Consider the following 17,890-nt stretch of genomic DNA (forward strand, 5'->3'; position numbering starts at 1 on the left):
TTAAATTTATAAATCCGGGCATGGTATGATATTTGTCCAATTAAATGATTCTATTGAAGGATTTCGATATTTTAACACGTTAATAAATTACAGTAATTAGAGAGAATAATATGGCAGAAGAAAAATTAAAATTGGAAGATCTGCTCGGAAATGTACAAAGAGTCGAGGAACTTGAGCGGATCGATTATGTTGCGATTATCGGCGGTGGTATTATGGGGCAGGGAATTGCCCAAACCATCGCATCTGCAGGGCTCGATGTTCTTATTGTTGAAGTGGACGAGGATCATATCAAAGCTTCCCAGGAACATCTCAAGCTTTCGATGGAAAGGGAAATATCCAGATGGTCGATGACTCAGAGTGAACTTAAATCGATATTGAGCAGAATTAAATGGACGGTCGAATTAAAAGATGTTGCCGATAGCGATGTGATAATTGAAGCTGTTGATGAGGATTATGATCTTAAGATAAAAATTTTCCAGGCACTCGATAAAATTGCCCGTCCTCATACAATCTTTATTTCGAATACTTCCACACTCAGCTTAACAAGAATTGCAGACGCGACAAACCGCAAGGACAGAATTATCGGAATGCATTTCCTTAATCCTGTTCCCAAAGTACCTCTGGTAGAATTGATTCGCGCTCTGGATACATCCGACAAAACAGTTGAGATAATCAAAAAATTTGCCGCTAAGATCGGAAAGAAAGCTATACCGGTTTATGAGTACCCGGGATTTATTACTACAAGAGCCATCGTTCCGCTGCTGAATGAAGCAATGCATATCCTGCTTGAGGGAATAGCAACTGCCGAGGATATCGATTTGGCAATGAAGCTCGGTTACAACTTTAAAAACGGCCCGCTGGAAATGGCTGACTCTATGGGCCTTGATGAAGTCCTTGCATGGATGCAGACATTATGGGATACTCTTGGAGAACCGAGATACCGTCCTAATCCACTTCTTCGGAAACTCGTACGTGAAAGAAAGCTCGGTAAAAAAACGGGCGAAGGTTTCTTTAAATATGATGCCGACGGCAAAATAATCAAATAAAATTTGAGGAATTTATGAAAGTTCTCGTTTTAAATTGCGGCAGTTCGTCTATTAAATATCAATTCATCGATACGACTACTCAAACCGCTCTGGCTAAAGGAATGGTTGAAAGAATCGGTATGTCTAGTGCCGTATTAACCCACCAGCCGCTTGATAAAGAAAAAATAAAAATTGTCGGGGAAATTCTCGATCATTCAATTGCCATTGAATATGTTGTTGCTGTCTTATTGAGTCCGAATCACGGAGTAATTAAGGATAAAAGCGAAATCGATGCTGTCGGTCATAGAGTTGTTCATGGCGGCGAAACATTTTCCGGCTCAGTTCTTATTACCGATCAGGTCATGAAAGCCCTTAAAGATAATATTGAACTCGCACCTCTCCATAATCCGCCTAATATTAAAGGTATTCAGGCGACCAAAGAGCACCTGCCTCTTACTCCGCAGGTTGGTGTATTCGATACTTCGTTCCATGTTAAAATGCCTCCGCACGCTTTTCTTTATGGAATACCTTACGAACTTTATAAGAAGTATAAAATCCGCAGATACGGTTTTCACGGAACCTCGCACCGGTATGTTTCGCAAAGAGCGGCTGATATGCTCGGTAAACCGTATGAAGGATTGAAAATTATTACCGCACATCTTGGAAACGGGTGCAGTATGGCAGCTGTTGATTGCGGGCATTCGGTCGATACCACAATGGGATTCACGCCGCTCGAAGGTTTAATTATGGGTACCCGCAGCGGTGATATGGACCCTTCCGTAATTCTTTATATTATGGCGAAGGAAGGACTCTCGTTATCGGAAGCCAATACGCTTTTGAACAAACACAGCGGCTTAATTGGTATTAGCGGCGAAAGCAGCGATATGCGCGAAATTGAAGAAGCTGTTGCCGAAGGAAATAAAAAAGCAAAATATGCTTTCGATGTTTTCACCTATAAGATTAAAAAATACGTCGGAAGTTATGCCGCGGCTATGGGCGGTCTCGATGCCCTCGTTTTTACAGGAGGCATCGGAGAGAACTCTATCAAGGTTAGAAATGATGTCTGCGCTAATCTTGAATTCCTCGGTATTAAAATAGATCCTTTGAAAAATGAAAATGTTAAGGGGGAAACCGACATCTCCGCCCCCGATTCTAAAGTAAAAGTATTGAGAATTCCGACAAATGAGGAACTTGTAATTGCTTTGGACACACAGCAGATTGTAGGTGAAGTGATGTCAGGACACAAAGCGGCAGGTTCTAAATAAGAGGTGTTTGCTTTTTACAAAGTGCCGGTTAATACCGGCATTTTGATTTTTTAACCATCGAAAAGTTTAAATTGTATTCGGGATATCTAAAAGAAAAGTAAAATGGATTTTAATCTATTCTTATTAACATTTATTCCGCTCTTCGTAGCAATCGATATTATCGGCACTACTCCGGTTTTTCTCGGATTTACTGAAGGTATCTCTAACTACCAGCGGAAAAAACTGATTATTGAAGCATGTCTAACTGCATTTATTGTTGCACTCGGTTTTTTATTCGCCGGTAAAGCGGTTCTGAGATTTCTAGGTATTACTATAAACGATTTCAGAATTGCAGGTGGACTCATTCTTCTAATCCTTAGCATTAACGATATTCTTTCCTCTTCCGAAAACAGGAGGAATCCTCACACTAACATCGGCATCGTCCCTCTCGGTATTCCGCTAATTATGGGTCCGGCGGCATTGACTACAATTATGATATTGAATGACAAGTACGGATTTTTGCCGACAATTACTGCAATGCTGGCAAATTTTATAATCATTGTATCGATTCTTACAAATGCTAAATGGCTTACAAAAGCTTTGGGTGAAGGTGGTTCGAAAGCTTTTGCTAAAATTGCATCTCTCTTCCTCGCTGCATATGGGGTTATGATGATAAGAGAGGGAATAGCAAATGTTATAAACCTTCTTTGAGGTTGAAATGGATCTTAATTTAAAAGGGAAAACTGTCCTTGTTACTTCCTCCAGTATGGGAATCGGGAAGGCAACTGCCGAACTTTTTATAAGGGAAGGTTGTAAAGTTGCCGTCTGTTCAAGGAATAAAGAAAATCTTATCAAAGCTGCTCAGGAAATAAAATCACAGACAGGTTCCGAACCGTTCTGGGTAGTCTGCGATATTAATAAACCGTCCGATATTGAAAATACTGTGAATACTATTAAAAAGAATTTAGGTGAGATAGATATTCTCGTCAATAATTGCGGTGGTCCTATACCTGGATTCTTTGAGGATCTTACGGACGAGAACTGGCAGGACGCTGTTGATCAAATCCTCTTAAGTGCTATCCGGTTTACACGCTTAGTTCTTCCCGGTATGAAATCGAAAAACTGGGGACGGATTATAAACATCACTTCTCTTTCGGTTAAACAGCCTGTAGATAATCTGATCCTTTCAAATTCTCTTAGAAGCGCTGTTACCGCCTGGGCTAAAACCCTTAGCAATCAGGTTGGCAAATTCAATATCACCGTAAATAACGTTGCGCCGGGTTATACACTTACTGCCCGTCTTTACGAGCTTGCTGTTAACAGGGCAAAACTTTCGGGCGATTCCCACGAACATGTTCTGGCCTCCATGGCTAATGATGTCCCGATGAAACGATTAGCCCGTCCTGATGAAATCGGATCCCTGGCTGTTTACCTTGCTTCGGAGCAGGCAGGATTTATTACCGGTTCCACTATTGCCGTTGATGGCGGCGTAATTCGATCTACTTATTAGAAATCGATCGGATATAATTATATTTAATAGAAATTTTAACTGAACCAGATTCTGAATTCACTGATTTTTTCCTCAAAACAGAGGACAGCATGAAGAAAGAAATAGAAGTTGTAATCCCTCCCGAGTTTATCAATAACTCTGATTATCTCCGTTTAACTTCTGCAAAAAAACTTGGCCTTAAACCGGAGGATTTAACCGCAGTTCAAACAATAAGAAGGTCGATTGACGCCAGAAGCAGGAATCCTGTTTATCGTGTTAAGGTGATTGTATTTAAAAATGAAAAACCCGATGACCTTTATCCGGAAATAAATTTTAAATCAGCCGATAACAGTAAGAAAGTTATAATTGTTGGATTCGGTCCGGCCGGAATGTTTGCTTCCTTAAGGTTGATTGAACTGGGGATAAAACCGGTTGTTATTGAAAGAGGCAAGGATGTAAGATCGAGGCGAAAAGACCTCCAGTCAATCCAGCAGGAGGGAATAGTCGATCCCGATTCGAATTATTGCTTCGGAGAAGGGGGAGCCGGTACTTACAGCGACGGCAAACTTTATACCCGATCTACTAAACGGGGCGATGTGAACAGAATACTTTCAATTCTTGTTCAGCACGAAGCACAGCGCGATATTCTGATAGACGCGCATCCCCATATCGGCTCTAATAAACTTCCTAAAGTCGTTGAGAATATCCGGAACACTATACTGAAATACAATGGCGAGATACGCTTCAACTCCAGAATTACAGATTTAATCCTTACCGGTAAACGGGTAACGGGAGTAATAATTAATGATTCAGAAGAAATTTATGGTGATGCGGTTATTCTGGCAACCGGTCACTCTGCAAGGGACATCTACTATATGCTCGATAAACACCGGATAAGAATTGAAGCTAAACCATTTGCGATGGGAGTCCGGATTGAACATCCGCAGGCATTGATCGATCAGATCCAGTATCATTCTAAAACTAGAAATGAAAACCTTCCCGCTTCGACTTACGGATTGGCATGCCAGGTGGACGGAAGGGGAGTATACTCATTCTGCATGTGCCCTGGCGGTATAATTATACCCGCATCAACCGCACCCGGGGAACTTGTATTGAATGGAATGAGTGTATCGCGGCGTGATTCACCTTTTGCAAATTCAGGACTCGTGGTTTCGGTTGATGAAAAAGACTGGACCGGTTTTAGTTCATCCGGAGTGTTTGCCGGACTTGAATTTCAAAAAGATTTAGAGAAGAGATCATTTGAAGCAGGCGGGAAAACACAGAGAGCTCCTGCTCAAAGAATTACAGATTTTGTTAATGGAAATATATCCGGCACTTTACCCAAAACATCATATATCCCGGGAATAGTGACTTCTCCTTTACACGAAATCTTACCAAATAACATCGTAGATGGACTAAGAAAATCAATTCTTCAATTCGATAAAAAGATGAAGGGATATTACACAGAAGAAGCTCAGATCTTAGCGGCTGAAACAAGGACAAGTTCACCGGTCCGGATTCCCCGGGACAACCATTCCCTGATGGATGTGGAAATTGAAGGTCTATTTCCTGTCGGTGAAGGGGCAGGATATGCCGGAGGAATTGTCTCGGCGGCAATAGATGGTGAAAGATCTGCCGATGCAGTTGCTTCTTTTATTAGAAAATAATCTCCACTTTTTGCGTCTATTCTTTTACACGTTCTACGTAACCGCCGGATCGAGTATCAATCTTCAACAAATCGCCTTCGTTTACAAATAGCGGCACATTTACAGTAGCCCCGGTTTCAAGTTTTGCGGGTTTTAATGTGTTGGTTGCTGTATCGCCTTTAACTCCCGGCTCTGTATAAACTACTCTTAGATTTATAAAAAGCGGAAGTTCAACCGCAACAATCTGGGTACCGTCCAGTAGAAGGTCGATATTTATATTCTCTTTAAGAAACTGCTGACCCTCACCGATCAGTTCCGGCGATATATTGATCTGCTCATACGATTCATTATGCATCAGTACAAAATCGGCACCGTCCCTGTAAAGGTACTGATATTGATGTCGTTCAACCCTCACATCATCAACAGCTTCTCCTGAACGGAATCTATTTTCAATTACTTTGCCGGTCTTCATATTCTTTAACCTGGTTCTTACAAATGCGCGCCAGTTACCAGGATTAACATGCTGGAATTCCACAATCGACCATAATTCATTATTCCATCTAATAACCATTCCCGTACGGAAATCGGAAGTTGTTGCCATTTAATTTCTCCATCAAATAAAATTTTGTGGGCTAAAATAATCAGATGCTACTCTAACTATCAATACTACGTGACTGTAAATCCTGCATTGGAAAGGAGATCTTTTGCTTTGGAATGAGCTGACTCTGTTTCGAATGAGATTCTGAATGTACCGCCTGAACCCTGTCTTACCTTAAGCAATTCGAGATCTTTTATATCAATACCGTTTTCGAAGAGGAGTGTTGTCAGTTTTGCAAGAACTCCGGGTTCGTCTTTTACATTTATGAAGAGGTCGAAAAGTGAATTGATAAATCCTTTTGTGTTTCTCGGAATCTCGTCCCTGCGAATCCTTGCATTTTCGAACCTGCCGGCAATTGATTCTGATTCTCCTGATGTGACCAGCTTTTTCAAAACGAGCAGATCGTTTATGAAATTATCGATTGCCATTTGAACATTTTTTTTATTATTTCTGAATACGGCATCCCAGATTTTATAATCGCTTGATGCAATTCTAGTCATGTCCCTGAAACCGCCCGCTGCAAAATCGAAGAAATTAATATCGTTCTCTTTAAGACTTGCTGAATTAATTAGAGAAACTGCCATCAGCTGCGGGAGATGACTAACGGATGCGACAACAATATCATGTACTTTCGGATTCAGGAACTTAATACGCGCGCCGAGAAGTTTGATTACCTGTATAAGCGGCTCGATTCCGCTGTTCGATTCATTCTCGCTTAAAATGTAGACCGAATTTTCAAAAAGGTAGGGATCTGAATTCTCAAATCCGCTCGACTCTTTGCCCGTCATCGGGTGGCCGCCTGCATAAATTCCTTTTGAGCCGGCCCGGTTCCAGATTTCCTGAAAAACCGATTTAACTCCGCACACATCCGTTATAACCTGACCCGGTTTGAGCAACGGGATTAAATTCTCGAATGACTTTAGGGATTCATCCACGGGCAGGCATAAAAAAATTATATCGCTTACGAGAGAATCTCTTATGTTTTGTAATCCGGAATCGATTACGTTTTCCTTAAGCGCTTTCCGGAGTACCTCAGGTTTATCAAAGCCGAGGATCTCATATTCCTGATTCGAATTTTTAAGAGATCTGGCAATTGATCCGCCGATTAATCCCAATCCTAAGATTGATACTCTTTGCAAAGCCAATTACAATTTCCTTCCTATCGCATTTGCAATGAGGCGGAGTTCGTCAACAAGTTTCGAAAATGTTTCGGGTAAAAGGGCCTGGGGCCCGTCCGAAAATGCGAATTCCGGATTGTCATGTATTTCAATCATCAGTCCGTCCGCACCTGCCGCAACGGCCGCGCGGGCCATCGGCGGAACCTGATCACGTAATCCCGTAGCGTGGGACGGGTCTGCAATAATCGGCAGGTGACTCTTTTTATGAACCACAGGAATTGCAGAAAGATCGAATGTGTTTCTTGTATACTGTTCAAATGTCCTGATCCCTCTCTCACATAAAAATACATTACTGTTACCGCTTGAGAGGATATACTCTGCGGACATCAGCCACTCTTCAATTGTAGCTGCAATGCCTCTTTTAAGCATAACAGGTTTGGAAACTTTGCCAAGTTCTTTTATCAGGGAGAAGTTCTGCATATTCCGGGCCCCAACCTGGAAAATATCCACGTATTGATCCATCAGTTCAATGTGATCGATCTGCATCACTTCGGTTATTACAAGAAGATTATATTCATTCGCTGCGGCGCGGATCATTTTCAATCCTTCCTCACCAAGGCCCTGGAATGAATAGGGGGAAGTACGCGGTTTGAATGCGCCCCCTCTCAGGATTTTTCCGCCTGCGGAAGCAACTTCCTTTGCCATCCGGAAAATCTGGTCCTCGCTTTCAATTGAACATGGACCGGCAATTAAAACAACCTGGTTGCCGCCGATTTCAACATCCTTAATCTTTATGACTGTATTTTCTTCATGGAAACTTCTGCTTGCCAGTTTATATGGTGTGGTGATCCTGTAGACTTCTGCAACGCCGTCCAGTATACTTACTTTCCGCGTATCGAAATTTGGTTGAACTCCAATTGCGCCTAATATAGTCCTTTCAACGCCGATCGACTTGTGAACCTGAAAACCATAATCCTCAAGATGTTTTACAACATTATCTACCTGCTGATCAGTCGCGTTTTTTTCAAGAATGATTACCAATTTTTACTCCGTAATTATTAATCGTGAAATTTTTTCTCTCCTGCACGGATTTCAATGGGAATAAAGTCCTCCTTTGTTGGAATAGCACATGAATACTCGGGGCTGTATGCGCAATACGGATTGTATGCCAGATTGAAATCGACTTCATAAATAAATTCCGGGTCAGGATGCTTTTCAAAATCAATGTACCTTCCAACCCCGTATGATTCTTTGTTTGTAGTTTGGTCTGTAAACCAGATCGAATAGTATTTCTGTCCTGTGCGTGACATCCCCTCATAAACATTGATATTGTATTTCTTCCCCCGGTAATCGAACTGGACATATCCGAAACGCACGGTTTTCCTCTCCTCACCTTTGGTACCGAAAATTATTACGGTGTCTTTCGGTTCATATTCGAATAACCTGCTTTTAAATCTGTATTCCGGGTCTACATCAAAATAATTCAATTCATGAAATTCAATTTTACTTTTGTAATTGAAGGGTGAATTGGGATCTTCTTTCATATAAGCATTTTTACCGTGCCTGTGTTCTTCTAAAGAGGCAAGATATTTTTCATCTTCGGGAGTTAAGCTTTTACCGCATCCGGAAATAATCAGCACCAGGAGTATTATACCTGTAGAAAAGAATACTTTTAAACCCGTAAAAATTAGAGGAGAATATTTTGACCGGTCAGTTTTTAATGATTTCATTCTGTTTTTCCAATTAACTTTTGTTATCATCAAGTTTTTTCTTTAACTCACTCAATTTATTTAGTGCTTCAAGCGGAGTAAGTTCGTTTATCGGTATATCCGAAATCTCTTTCCTTAATGAGTCATCTTTCATCTCAAAAAGACTTATCTGAAGGTTATCCTGATTTTTAAGTCGGGCAAGTTTAGCTTTCTTAACCTCGTACGGTGTTAATTCCTTGCTCTCAAGATTTGCCAGTACTTCCTTTGCTCTTGAAGTTACAAACTGAGGAAGACCTGCCATCTGGGCTACCTGGATTCCGTAACTGTGATCTGCTCCGCCCGGTGTAACTTTGTGAAGAAAAATAACCTTGTCGCCGTATTCTCTGACTTCAACTTTATAATTCTTTATACGCGGAAAAAGTTCCGCCATCTCATTCAGTTCGTGGTAGTGTGTAGCGAAAAGAGTTTTTGCGTTCAGATTCGGATTCTCGTGCAGGTATTCCGTAATAGACCAGGCAATGGAAATTCCGTCGAATGTACTTGTGCCGCGCCCGATTTCATCGAGAAGTATAAGACTCTTGCCAGTTGCGTTGTTGAGAATGTTCGCAGCCTCCTGCATCTCAACCAGAAAAGTACTTTCACCGGAGGAAATATTGTCGCTTGCGCCAACACGAGTAAAAATTCGATCTACAATTCCAATCTTCGCTTCTCTAGCCGGTACGAAAGAACCGATCTGGGCCATTAGAACAATAAGACCCACCTGCCTCAGATAGACCGATTTACCGGCCATATTTGGTCCGGTTAGTACGATTATCTGCTCTTCTGAAGAAGAGAGTTTAGAACTGTTGGGTGTGAACTTTTCGCCCGGCGGAAGAATTTTTTCAACTACAGGATGACGGCCGTCAACTATTTCAATTGAATCAGATTCATCCATAACGGGTTTAATGTACTTATTCTCATCGGCTGCTTCAGCGAGAGATTGATAACAATCCAGCATTGCCACCAGACCGGCATTCTCCTGGATTTCAGCCGACGCAGTTGCGGCTGAAGAGCGGACCTGATCATACAATTCAAATTCCAGTTTTGCGATTTTTTCTTCCGCGTTAAGTATTTTGTCTTCATACTCTTTTAATTCCGGAGTTATGTACCGTTCGCTGTTTACCAGCGTCTGTTTCCGGATGTAATCCTGCGGAACTTTGTCTTTATTAGCATGGCTTATTTCAATGTAGTAACCGAAGACTTTATTATAGCTTACTTTGAGTGAGGAGATCTTAGTTCTCTCGCGTTCAGTCTTCTGCAAGTTAGAAATCCAATCCTTCGCATTTGTCGAAAGACTTCTCAATTCATCAAGTTCCGGATTGTATCCCGTTCTTATAACTCCTCCGTCAGAAACCGAAAGGGGAGGTTCGTCGCTAATTGCTAATTCAATTTTCTCTACGAGCCAGTCGATCTGATGCAGCCTGCCGTTGATTTGTGAAAGAGTCTCCGATTTTGAAAGATCCAGAAGCTGCTTAATAAGCGGAATTTTTTTAAGGGAGGTTTTCAGATTGATCATTTCTCTCGGATTAGCTCTTCCGGTACAGATTTTGGAAGTGAGTCTTTCCAGGTCACCGATTTCTTTCAGTTCATTCCGGAGATTTTTCCTGAGTGTTTTTTCTTTATAAAATTCCTCAACAGATTCCTGCCTTTTTAAAACGGGTTCCAGTTTTATCAACGGTGCGGAGATCCATTTCTTTAGCATCCTTCCGCCCATCGCTGTCTCGGTCTTATCCAGAATGGATATTAATGTTCCTTCACGGTCACCGTCATTAATCGAAAAAGTAATCTCCAGATTTTTTTTAGTTGAAAAATCCAGAATCATATAGTCGGAAGGATTATATCTCGATATTTTATTTATATGAGGTAGATTTGCCTTCTGCGTATCACGCAAATAATTAAGAACAGCCCCTGCAGATGAAATTGCCTGGTTCATTCCTTCAATTCCGAATCCCTTAAGGGTTTTTGTATTGAAGTGGTTCATTAAAAGTTCTGAACCGTAATCATAATTGTAGATCCAGTCGTCTATCCTGGTTATCCTGGAATCGGGAGAAAATTTGTTTATCAGAGGTTCCAGATCATTTTTAAGTTTTTTAGGAATTAGTATTTCGGAAGGATTAATCGATCCGACCTGCTGATTCAATTCTTTGCGGTGCACCTGGAATGCCTGAAATTCTCCTGTCGATATATCGCTGAATGCTAGTCCAGCAATCTCATCCTCAATATAGACCGAAAGGAGATAATTATTTTTCTTATGGTCCAAAAGTTTATCGTTGAACGAGACGCCCGGAGTTACAACCTCTATGACATCGCGTTTCACAATTCCTTTAGCAAACTTCGGGTCTTCGAGCTGTTCGCAGACAGCTACACGGTATCCGGCACGTACAAGTTTTGGCAGGTAGCTGTCGATAGCGTGATGTGGAAACCCGGCCAGAGGAACATCCTCGGCAGCACCGTTAGCCCGCTTGGTAAGAGTGATTCCGAGAACTTTTGAGGCCACTTTTGCATCATCCTCGAATGTCTCGAAAAAATCTCCCATTCGGAATAATAGGATCGTATCCGGATAATTCTCTTTTATCCGTGCATATTGGGCCATTAATGGTGTTACTGACATATCCTTTTATGAAAATTCGGGTTAAAAATATACGAGAATAGGGAACGAATAACAATTTAAACTATCCCTTGCTGATTCAGTAATATTTAATCGGTTTTCAGATTTTTTCATAATTCATTACGGTTTATTGATAAAGAGGGATTAGTTATATTGTGCTGCAAATAAACCTGAAAATATCACATACGAGATGATAATGCCCGGTTCCAGAAAAAAACTGCACATATTAAATAACCTTCCGGTATTCGAATTCCATGTAGCGAAAGAGATGCGCCTGAAATTTGAAATGGAAGACGAATTCTTTTCGATCGCCGGGAATGTTGTGTTTATTAATAATGCAGCAGTAAGAAGATTTGTTAAGAAGATAAATGATAAACGGCCTGAAAACCTGAAAGTGAAAGTTGGAGAAGTAAACGGCGCAGGTCTTATAGATGAAATTTATCATTTCCTCTTCAGAATTTATGAGGCCCAGGTTAATCCGGGCGTTATTAAAAAGGCATTAGCTCATTTGAATGAATCGGTCGGCGAAGATAAAATAAGAAAACTCCTTTTCGATTTTGTTGAAGTATTCCCGCCTGTTGAAGTCTTCAGAGGGCAGTCGAGTGTTTATGATTACCTTAATTCCTTTACTGCTGATCGTTCAAACCTGGAAATTACTCTGGAGGAGATGATCCTCCTCTCCTTTGCCAATATTAATCCGGCTAACAAAGGGATACTTGAACTCTTCGACCGTAATTATCTGACCGAGAAAGAAACATACAATAAGAGTCTGGAACAACTCGATAACTTCTTTAAGAACGAGAAAAAATTCGGACCCGATAATCAGGACTTTTTTACTTTCCTTAAAACTCCGATACTTACTAACCCAGAAAGCATTGAAGCTCAGCTCGATTTTATCCGTGAGAAGTGGGGAATACTGCTGGACGAGAAATTTCTGACCAGGATTTTATCCGGCAAGGATCTTATTAAAGAGGAAATTATTCTGGGCTTCGGAGGCGGAGGTGCGCCGGTTTTTGCTCCGTTCTATAAACCTGGTACAGGTGAAGCCGATTTTCTTTCTCTCGGCAAATCGGGTTACCGATATGCGCTCGATGCCTGGAAAGATTACGATGAACACGAGAATTTTACAAAAGACATCGATTGGATGCCCCGAGTTGTAATGATTGCCAAGAATAGTTATGTATGGCTCGATCAGCTTTCCAAAAAATATAACCGTCACATAAAAACTCTCGATCAGATTCCTGATGAGGAGCTCGATCAGCTTGCATGGTGGGGATTCAACGGTTTGTGGCTAATCGGAATCTGGGAAAGGAGCAGCGCGTCCAAAAAGATTAAACATATACTTGGAAATATTGACGCGGTTGCGTCGGCTTATTCGCTCTACGATTACCAGATTGCCTGGGACCTGGGCGGAGAAGGTGCTTACCGCAATCTGAATGAACGAGCTATGAAAAGGGGTATCCGCCTCGCGAGCGATATGGTACCTAATCATACCGGAATTTTTTCTAAATGGGTCATCGAAAATCCAGACTATTTTATTCAGTCGCCTTATCCGCCGTTTCCTAATTACCGCTTCAGCGGTCCGGACCTTTCCGATGATCAGTCCGTTTCGATCAGAATCGAAGACGGTTACTGGAGCCGGAGCGATGCCGCTGTTGTATTCCAGAGAATTGATAACAGATCAGGTGAAGTCCGCTACATCTATCACGGGAACGACGGAACAAACATGCCCTGGAACGACACAGCGCAGCTTAACATGATACGTGCCGATGTCCGCGAAGCCGTAATTCAAAGGATATTCGAGGTTGCGCGTAAGTTTTCCATTATCCGTTTCGATGCTGCAATGACGCTCGCTAAAAAACATTTTTCCCGCCTCTGGTATCCTGTCCCCGGTAGAGGAGGGGATATTCCGTCGAGGTCCGACTATTCAATATCGCAGGATGAATTCGACCGGCTCTTTCCTCAGGAATTCTGGCGTGAGGTTGTTGACCGTATCAATTCCGAAATGCCCGAAACTCTCCTGCTGGCAGAAGCATTCTGGCTTATGGAAGGATACTTTGTTAGAACTCTTGGAATGCACCGTGTTTATAATTCTGCTTTCATGCATATGCTGATGAAAGAGGAGAATTCCAAATACAGGGATCTGATTTCCAATACACTCGAATTCGAACCGGAGATCCTCAAACGGTACGTCAATTTTATGAGCAATCCGGATGAGGAAACCGCGATTAAACAGTTCGGCACCGACGATAAATATTTCGGTATCTGCACTCTCATGGTTACTCTGCCCGGCCTGCCGATGTTTGCGCACGGACAGGTGGAAGGATTTACGGAAAAATACGGTATGGAATACCAGCGTGCTTATTACAACGAGACGCCAAATCAATGGCTTATCGACAGGCATATTCGCGAAATCTTTCCGCTTATGAAACGCCGTTACATTTTCAGCCAGGTTACAAATTTCTGGCTGTTCGATTTTTATGACGGTTACGGTCATCTTAATGAAAATGTTTTTGCTTATTCCAACAGCGAGTACGGCGAGAAAGGATTAATCTTTTATAACAATAAGTATCAGGGTACATCCGGCAGGATTTTCCGTTCATCACCTAAACTGGTTTCGTTTTTAAACGGTGTGAAGGAACCGCAAACAAAAACTGTTGGAGAAGCATTGGGAGTTAATCCGACGCTTCAGCATTATTATATCTTTCGCGAACATGTGTCTAATCTTGAGTATCTTAAATCCGGCCATGAGCTGGCGTTTGAAGGTTTCTATATCGAACTGGGTGGATTTAAATATCAGGTCTATCTCGATTTCCGGGAGGTCTATGATTCCTCGGGTGAGTACGAAAAATTAGCAGGGAGGTTAAAGGGAAGAGGAGTTGTATCTGTTGAAAGGTCTTTGAATGAAATGCGTCTTGAACCGGTTCATTCGGCAATCAAAAACTTTTTTGATGATGAATCATTAAGCCATTTCGTAAAGTCTTTTGTAATGAATGATGAGGTTGAAAAGGCTGAAGACCGGAAGGAGTATTCAGATAAAAAATTGAAAAAACTTTTAAAAGCCGTATCAATTCATTTCAACCTTGAAAAAGATAATAAACCGGTTCTTGAAAAGTTCGACAGGGATCTGGAAAGGGTAGGACTCCTCAATAGAATTATCGAGAAGGAATTTCCATCCGAAAACAATTATATGAATAACGGCCTGCATCATATTGTTACTGTTACCCGTGATCTTAACTATAATGAGAATTCACTCCTTCTTTTGATGTTCTTCTTAATTAATTCGATAAGAGATTTGTTTGATGCCCGGGGTGAGATCAATAACTCCAATTTCTTCGAAAGACTTCTTCTCGATATACCGGTTATGAAAGTACTCAGGCATTCCGGAAGGGGTGAGGAGGAATTGCAGTGGGAAGTACTTCTCCTGGATCTTCTTATTCAGTATAACGGTTTGATCGATTTCACAAATGCCGGTAACGAAAACCCTGAACTCGATTCGGAATATCTGCCTCTCGATAAGAACCGGATTAATATTAAAGGTTTGCGTGAATTACTGGATGAGGAAAAAGTAAAGATGTACATCAGTGTTAATGATTACGAAGGCAAACTTTATTACAATAAGGAAAGATTTGAAGAATTGCTGAAGTGGCTCTTTACACTTCATCTTATCAATTACGGACTTTTAACTGTTCCGGATGATGATCCCGTTGAAAATGAGGAACCGGGAATTAAAGAAATGATCCAGGAATCATTCCATAACTTCACTGGAATTCTGCAGTTGTCAGAGCAATCCGGTTATCAGCTCGATCGGTTGCTCTTAAGTATAAAACAGCTGGATTAGATTTTTAAATTACGGGGTCTTTCAGCTAATCCCGGCTTTTTCCTTTTCAATATCTTCAGCGAGCAGTTTATTTATTGACGCTGCTGCTCTTCTGCCTTCTCCCATTGCAAGTATTACTGTAGCCGCGCCCAGCACTATATCTCCGCCGGCAAAAATTCTATCGACAGATGTTTTCTGAGTCTCGTCAACAATAATGTTTCCCCATTTGTTAACATTCATCTGCGGAGTAGTCTGGCTGATAAGCGGGTTGCTTCCGTTTCCGATTGCGACTATTACCGTATCAACATCCAGAATAAATTCGCTGTCAGGAATTACGACCGGCCTTCTTCTTCCGGATTGATCAGGCTCGCCGAGTTCGTACCTCAGGCACTCCATCGCTTTAACGCGGCCTTTATCATCTCCTATGATCCGTTTCGCATTCTGAAGGAAGTAGAATTCTATTCCTTCCTCTTTTGCGTGTGCAACCTCTTCCTTACGTGCAGGCATCTCAACTTCAGTCCGGCGGTAAACCACATAAACATTTTTTGCGCCTAATCTCTTAGCCATTCTTGCAGCATCCATCGCAACATTGCCTCCGCCCAGCACGGCAACATTTTTGGATTCGTATATCGGCGTGTCCGAATGATCCTTATCGAAAGCACGCATTAAGTTAGCGCGTGTAAGGTATTCGTTAGCGGAGAAGACACCCACAAGACTTTCGCCGTCAATACCCATAAACATCGGAAGTCCTGCCCCTGTACCGACGAATATTGCGTTGTATCCGTCTTTGTCTATAAGGTCGGTCAGTTTTCTTGTTCTTCCAACAACAAAATTTGTTTTAAACTCAACTCCCATTTCGCGCAGGACTTCAATTTCCTTATCAATGATTTCGTTCGGCAACCGGAATTCAGGAATACCATATCTCAATACACCGCCGAGTTTGTGGAATGCTTCGAAGATGGTAACGTTATGGCCTTCGCGCCGGCAATCTGCTGCAACTACGAGTCCCGCGGGACCGCTTCCGACAACTGCAACCTTTTTACCGGTTTCAGGTTTTATTTCGGGTATTGCAATTTTTCCCGTCGATCTTTCCCAATCAGCTATAAATCTTTCAAGTCTGCCGATAGCCACCGATTTATCTACATCCTTCAAAGCTTTGCCCACAGCGCAATTCTGCTGGCATTGAGTTTCCTGTGGACAGACTCTTCCGCAAATAGCTGGGAGAAGACTTGCCTCTTTAATAACTGCTGCAGCGCTCTCAAAATCCGCATGCGCAATATGATCTATGAATCTGGGTATATCGATCCGTACCGGGCAGTCTTCCACACACGATTTTTTTACACACTGCAGGCATCGCATCGCTTCAATCCGTGCCTGTTCTATTGAATAACCGAGGGCTACTTCTTCAAGATTTGAACGCCGTTCATTTGGATCCTGTGCAGGCATCTCCTGAACAGGAATCTTAGTCCGCTCTTTCGGTTTCAGATCGTCAATCCGGCCCAGATATTCAACAATAAGTTTTTTAGCTTCTTCGGATAATTGTTCGGGAGTCTTGTGGTCCATTACTTCACCTCCCTCTGTCTGATTTCTTCGTCCAGATAACATGAATGTGCATCCTGTTCAATATTTTTATACGAATTCAATCTCGATATCATATTATCGAAATCAACCTGGTGCCCGTCGAATTCAGGCCCGTCAACGCAAACGAATTTTACTTCCTTCCCGATATTAACTCTGCATCCACCGCACATCCCCGTTCCGTCCACCATAATTGTATTAAGAGAAACCTGTGTAAAAACTCCGTAAGGTCTCGTTGTTTCGGAACAGAATTTCATCATAACAGGAGGGCCTATTGCAATTACCATATCGGGCTTCGGGGATCTTTCGCAAATCTCCTTAAGAGGTTCAGTCACAAGTGCTTTCCTGCCGTATGAGCCGTCATCAGTACAGACAATAAATTCGTCGGCAATCGATTTCATCTCATCTTCAAGGATTAATAATTCTTTGTTTCGCGCACCGATAATTGTAATTACGTGATTGCCTGCTTTTTTTAATGCCTGAGCAATCGGGTGGAGCGGTGCAACACCGATTCCTCCTCCAACGCAGACGACAGTTCCGAATTTTTCTATATGTGTCGGTTTTCCAAGTGGCCCCACAAGTGTTGGAATGTCGTCCCCTTCATTTAATCCGGAAAGTTGCAATGTAGTTTTACCGACAACCTGGTATATAATCGTGATAGAACCTTCTTCAATGCTTGCGTCGGCAATTGTTAAAGGAATCCGTTCTCCGTAATCATCATCTATTTGTAAAATAATAAACTGTCCGGCAGCGCGTTCTTCCGCAATAAGAGGGGCATGAAGTCTCATCAGAAAGACATCTTTTGAAAGCTGCTCCTTAAAAAGTATTTTTGCCATCATTTCTCCGTTTGTTGATCACTTCCACACCCGTATTGATGAGCACAGTGAAAGACTTTATAAAATTTTGAGACGCAAATTATTAAATATTTCTTACCTGCGGAAAATTTTTTGATCCGATCCTTCATTTTTTTTAATTAGCACAGGAGTATTGCTCTTATTTTAAAAGGAGCATTTATT

The 17,890-nt window shown here is 41.8% G+C and carries 13 protein-coding genes; 6 read left to right on the forward strand and 7 right to left on the reverse strand.

Annotation, left to right across the window (positions count from 1 at the left end; all coding sequences use genetic code 11):
- The first annotated feature begins 110 nt into the window (after positions 1-110).
- The 5 genes from PLZ15_08115 (at position 111) to PLZ15_08135 (ending at position 5,425) form a co-directional block, all read left to right on the forward strand.
- Entirely contained in the window at positions 111-1,046 is a 936-nt protein-coding gene (locus tag PLZ15_08115; protein HOI29714.1) for a 3-hydroxyacyl-CoA dehydrogenase NAD-binding domain-containing protein, read from the forward strand.
- A gap of 14 nt (positions 1,047-1,060) precedes the next feature.
- Positions 1,061-2,290, forward strand: coding sequence for an acetate kinase (locus tag PLZ15_08120; GenBank protein ID HOI29715.1), 1,230 nt, complete (start codon positions 1,061-1,063; stop codon positions 2,288-2,290).
- 102 nt (positions 2,291-2,392) lie between these two features.
- Positions 2,393-2,980 carry a MarC family protein gene (locus tag PLZ15_08125; GenBank protein ID HOI29716.1) on the forward strand — a complete coding sequence of 196 codons (588 nt, stop codon included), beginning with the start codon at positions 2,393-2,395 and terminating at the stop codon, positions 2,978-2,980.
- Between the two features lie 7 nt (positions 2,981-2,987).
- The gene (locus PLZ15_08130; protein ID HOI29717.1) at positions 2,988-3,779 is read left to right on the forward strand and encodes an SDR family oxidoreductase; all 792 of its coding nucleotides are present in this window, start codon (positions 2,988-2,990) and stop codon (positions 3,777-3,779) included.
- An 89-nt stretch (positions 3,780-3,868) separates the two neighbouring features.
- The gene (locus PLZ15_08135) at positions 3,869-5,425 is read left to right on the forward strand and encodes an FAD-dependent oxidoreductase (GenBank protein HOI29718.1); all 1,557 of its coding nucleotides are present in this window, start codon (positions 3,869-3,871) and stop codon (positions 5,423-5,425) included.
- Between the two features lie 16 nt (positions 5,426-5,441).
- Here PLZ15_08135 and efp read toward each other — a convergent pair whose 3' ends face one another.
- From efp to mutS, 5 genes are all read right to left on the reverse strand, one after another.
- Positions 5,442-6,005, reverse strand: a complete 564-nt coding sequence (efp, locus tag PLZ15_08140; protein HOI29719.1) for an elongation factor P — start codon at positions 6,003-6,005, stop codon at positions 5,442-5,444.
- 65 nt (positions 6,006-6,070) lie between these two features.
- On the reverse strand, positions 6,071-7,147 hold the full coding sequence (locus tag PLZ15_08145) for a prephenate dehydrogenase/arogenate dehydrogenase family protein (GenBank protein ID HOI29720.1): 1,077 nt from the start codon (positions 7,145-7,147) through the stop codon (positions 6,071-6,073).
- Entirely contained in the window at positions 7,148-8,161 is a 1,014-nt protein-coding gene (gene aroF / locus PLZ15_08150) for a 3-deoxy-7-phosphoheptulonate synthase (GenBank protein ID HOI29721.1), read from the reverse strand.
- 17 nt (positions 8,162-8,178) lie between these two features.
- On the reverse strand, positions 8,179-8,850 hold the full coding sequence (locus tag PLZ15_08155) for a DUF1684 domain-containing protein (GenBank protein ID HOI29722.1): 672 nt from the start codon (positions 8,848-8,850) through the stop codon (positions 8,179-8,181).
- Between the two features lie 13 nt (positions 8,851-8,863).
- Positions 8,864-11,479 carry a DNA mismatch repair protein MutS gene (gene mutS, locus PLZ15_08160; GenBank protein ID HOI29723.1) on the reverse strand — a complete coding sequence of 872 codons (2,616 nt, stop codon included), beginning with the start codon at positions 11,477-11,479 and terminating at the stop codon, positions 8,864-8,866.
- 193 nt (positions 11,480-11,672) lie between these two features.
- Here mutS and PLZ15_08165 point away from each other — a divergent pair, with 193 nt between their 5' ends.
- A complete protein-coding gene (locus tag PLZ15_08165; GenBank protein ID HOI29724.1) occupies positions 11,673-15,317 on the forward strand; it encodes an alpha-amylase family glycosyl hydrolase in 3,645 nt (1,214 codons plus the stop codon).
- Positions 15,318-15,338: 21 nt separating this feature from the next.
- On the opposite strand, the gene gltA is transcribed toward PLZ15_08165, so the two are convergent.
- Together gltA and PLZ15_08175 are read right to left on the reverse strand one after the other, a co-directional pair.
- A complete protein-coding gene (gene gltA / locus PLZ15_08170) occupies positions 15,339-16,859 on the reverse strand; it encodes an NADPH-dependent glutamate synthase (protein HOI29725.1) in 1,521 nt (506 codons plus the stop codon).
- Positions 16,859-17,710, reverse strand: a complete 852-nt coding sequence (locus PLZ15_08175) for a sulfide/dihydroorotate dehydrogenase-like FAD/NAD-binding protein (protein ID HOI29726.1) — start codon at positions 17,708-17,710, stop codon at positions 16,859-16,861. Before PLZ15_08175 ends, gltA begins: the two co-directional genes overlap by 1 nt.
- Between the last annotated feature and the right edge of the window lie 180 nt (positions 17,711-17,890).

It is taken from the genome of Melioribacteraceae bacterium, assembly GCA_035362835.1.
Lineage (GTDB): Bacteria > Bacteroidota > Ignavibacteria > Ignavibacteriales > Melioribacteraceae > DSXH01.

Excerpts from the sequence above, each read along its gene's own strand:
- PLZ15_08165 (HOI29724.1), top strand. The coding sequence starts at position 11,673 with ATGCCCGGTTCCAGAAAAAAACTGCACATATTAAATAACCTTCCGGTA.
- PLZ15_08130 (HOI29717.1), top strand. The coding sequence starts at position 2,988 with ATGGATCTTAATTTAAAAGGGAAAACTGTCCTTGTTACTTCCTCCAGT.
- PLZ15_08175 (HOI29726.1), bottom strand. The coding sequence starts at position 17,710 with ATGGCAAAAATACTTTTTAAGGAGCAGCTTTCAAAAGATGTCTTTCTG.
- PLZ15_08135 (HOI29718.1), top strand. The coding sequence starts at position 3,869 with ATGAAGAAAGAAATAGAAGTTGTAATCCCTCCCGAGTTTATCAATAAC.
- mutS (HOI29723.1), bottom strand. The coding sequence starts at position 11,479 with ATGTCAGTAACACCATTAATGGCCCAATATGCACGGATAAAAGAGAAT.
- efp (HOI29719.1), bottom strand. The coding sequence starts at position 6,005 with ATGGCAACAACTTCCGATTTCCGTACGGGAATGGTTATTAGATGGAAT.
- PLZ15_08155 (HOI29722.1), bottom strand. The coding sequence starts at position 8,850 with ATGAAATCATTAAAAACTGACCGGTCAAAATATTCTCCTCTAATTTTT.
- PLZ15_08120 (HOI29715.1), top strand. The coding sequence starts at position 1,061 with ATGAAAGTTCTCGTTTTAAATTGCGGCAGTTCGTCTATTAAATATCAA.
- gltA (HOI29725.1), bottom strand. The coding sequence starts at position 16,859 with ATGGACCACAAGACTCCCGAACAATTATCCGAAGAAGCTAAAAAACTT.
- PLZ15_08115 (HOI29714.1), top strand. The coding sequence starts at position 111 with ATGGCAGAAGAAAAATTAAAATTGGAAGATCTGCTCGGAAATGTACAA.
- PLZ15_08125 (HOI29716.1), top strand. The coding sequence starts at position 2,393 with ATGGATTTTAATCTATTCTTATTAACATTTATTCCGCTCTTCGTAGCA.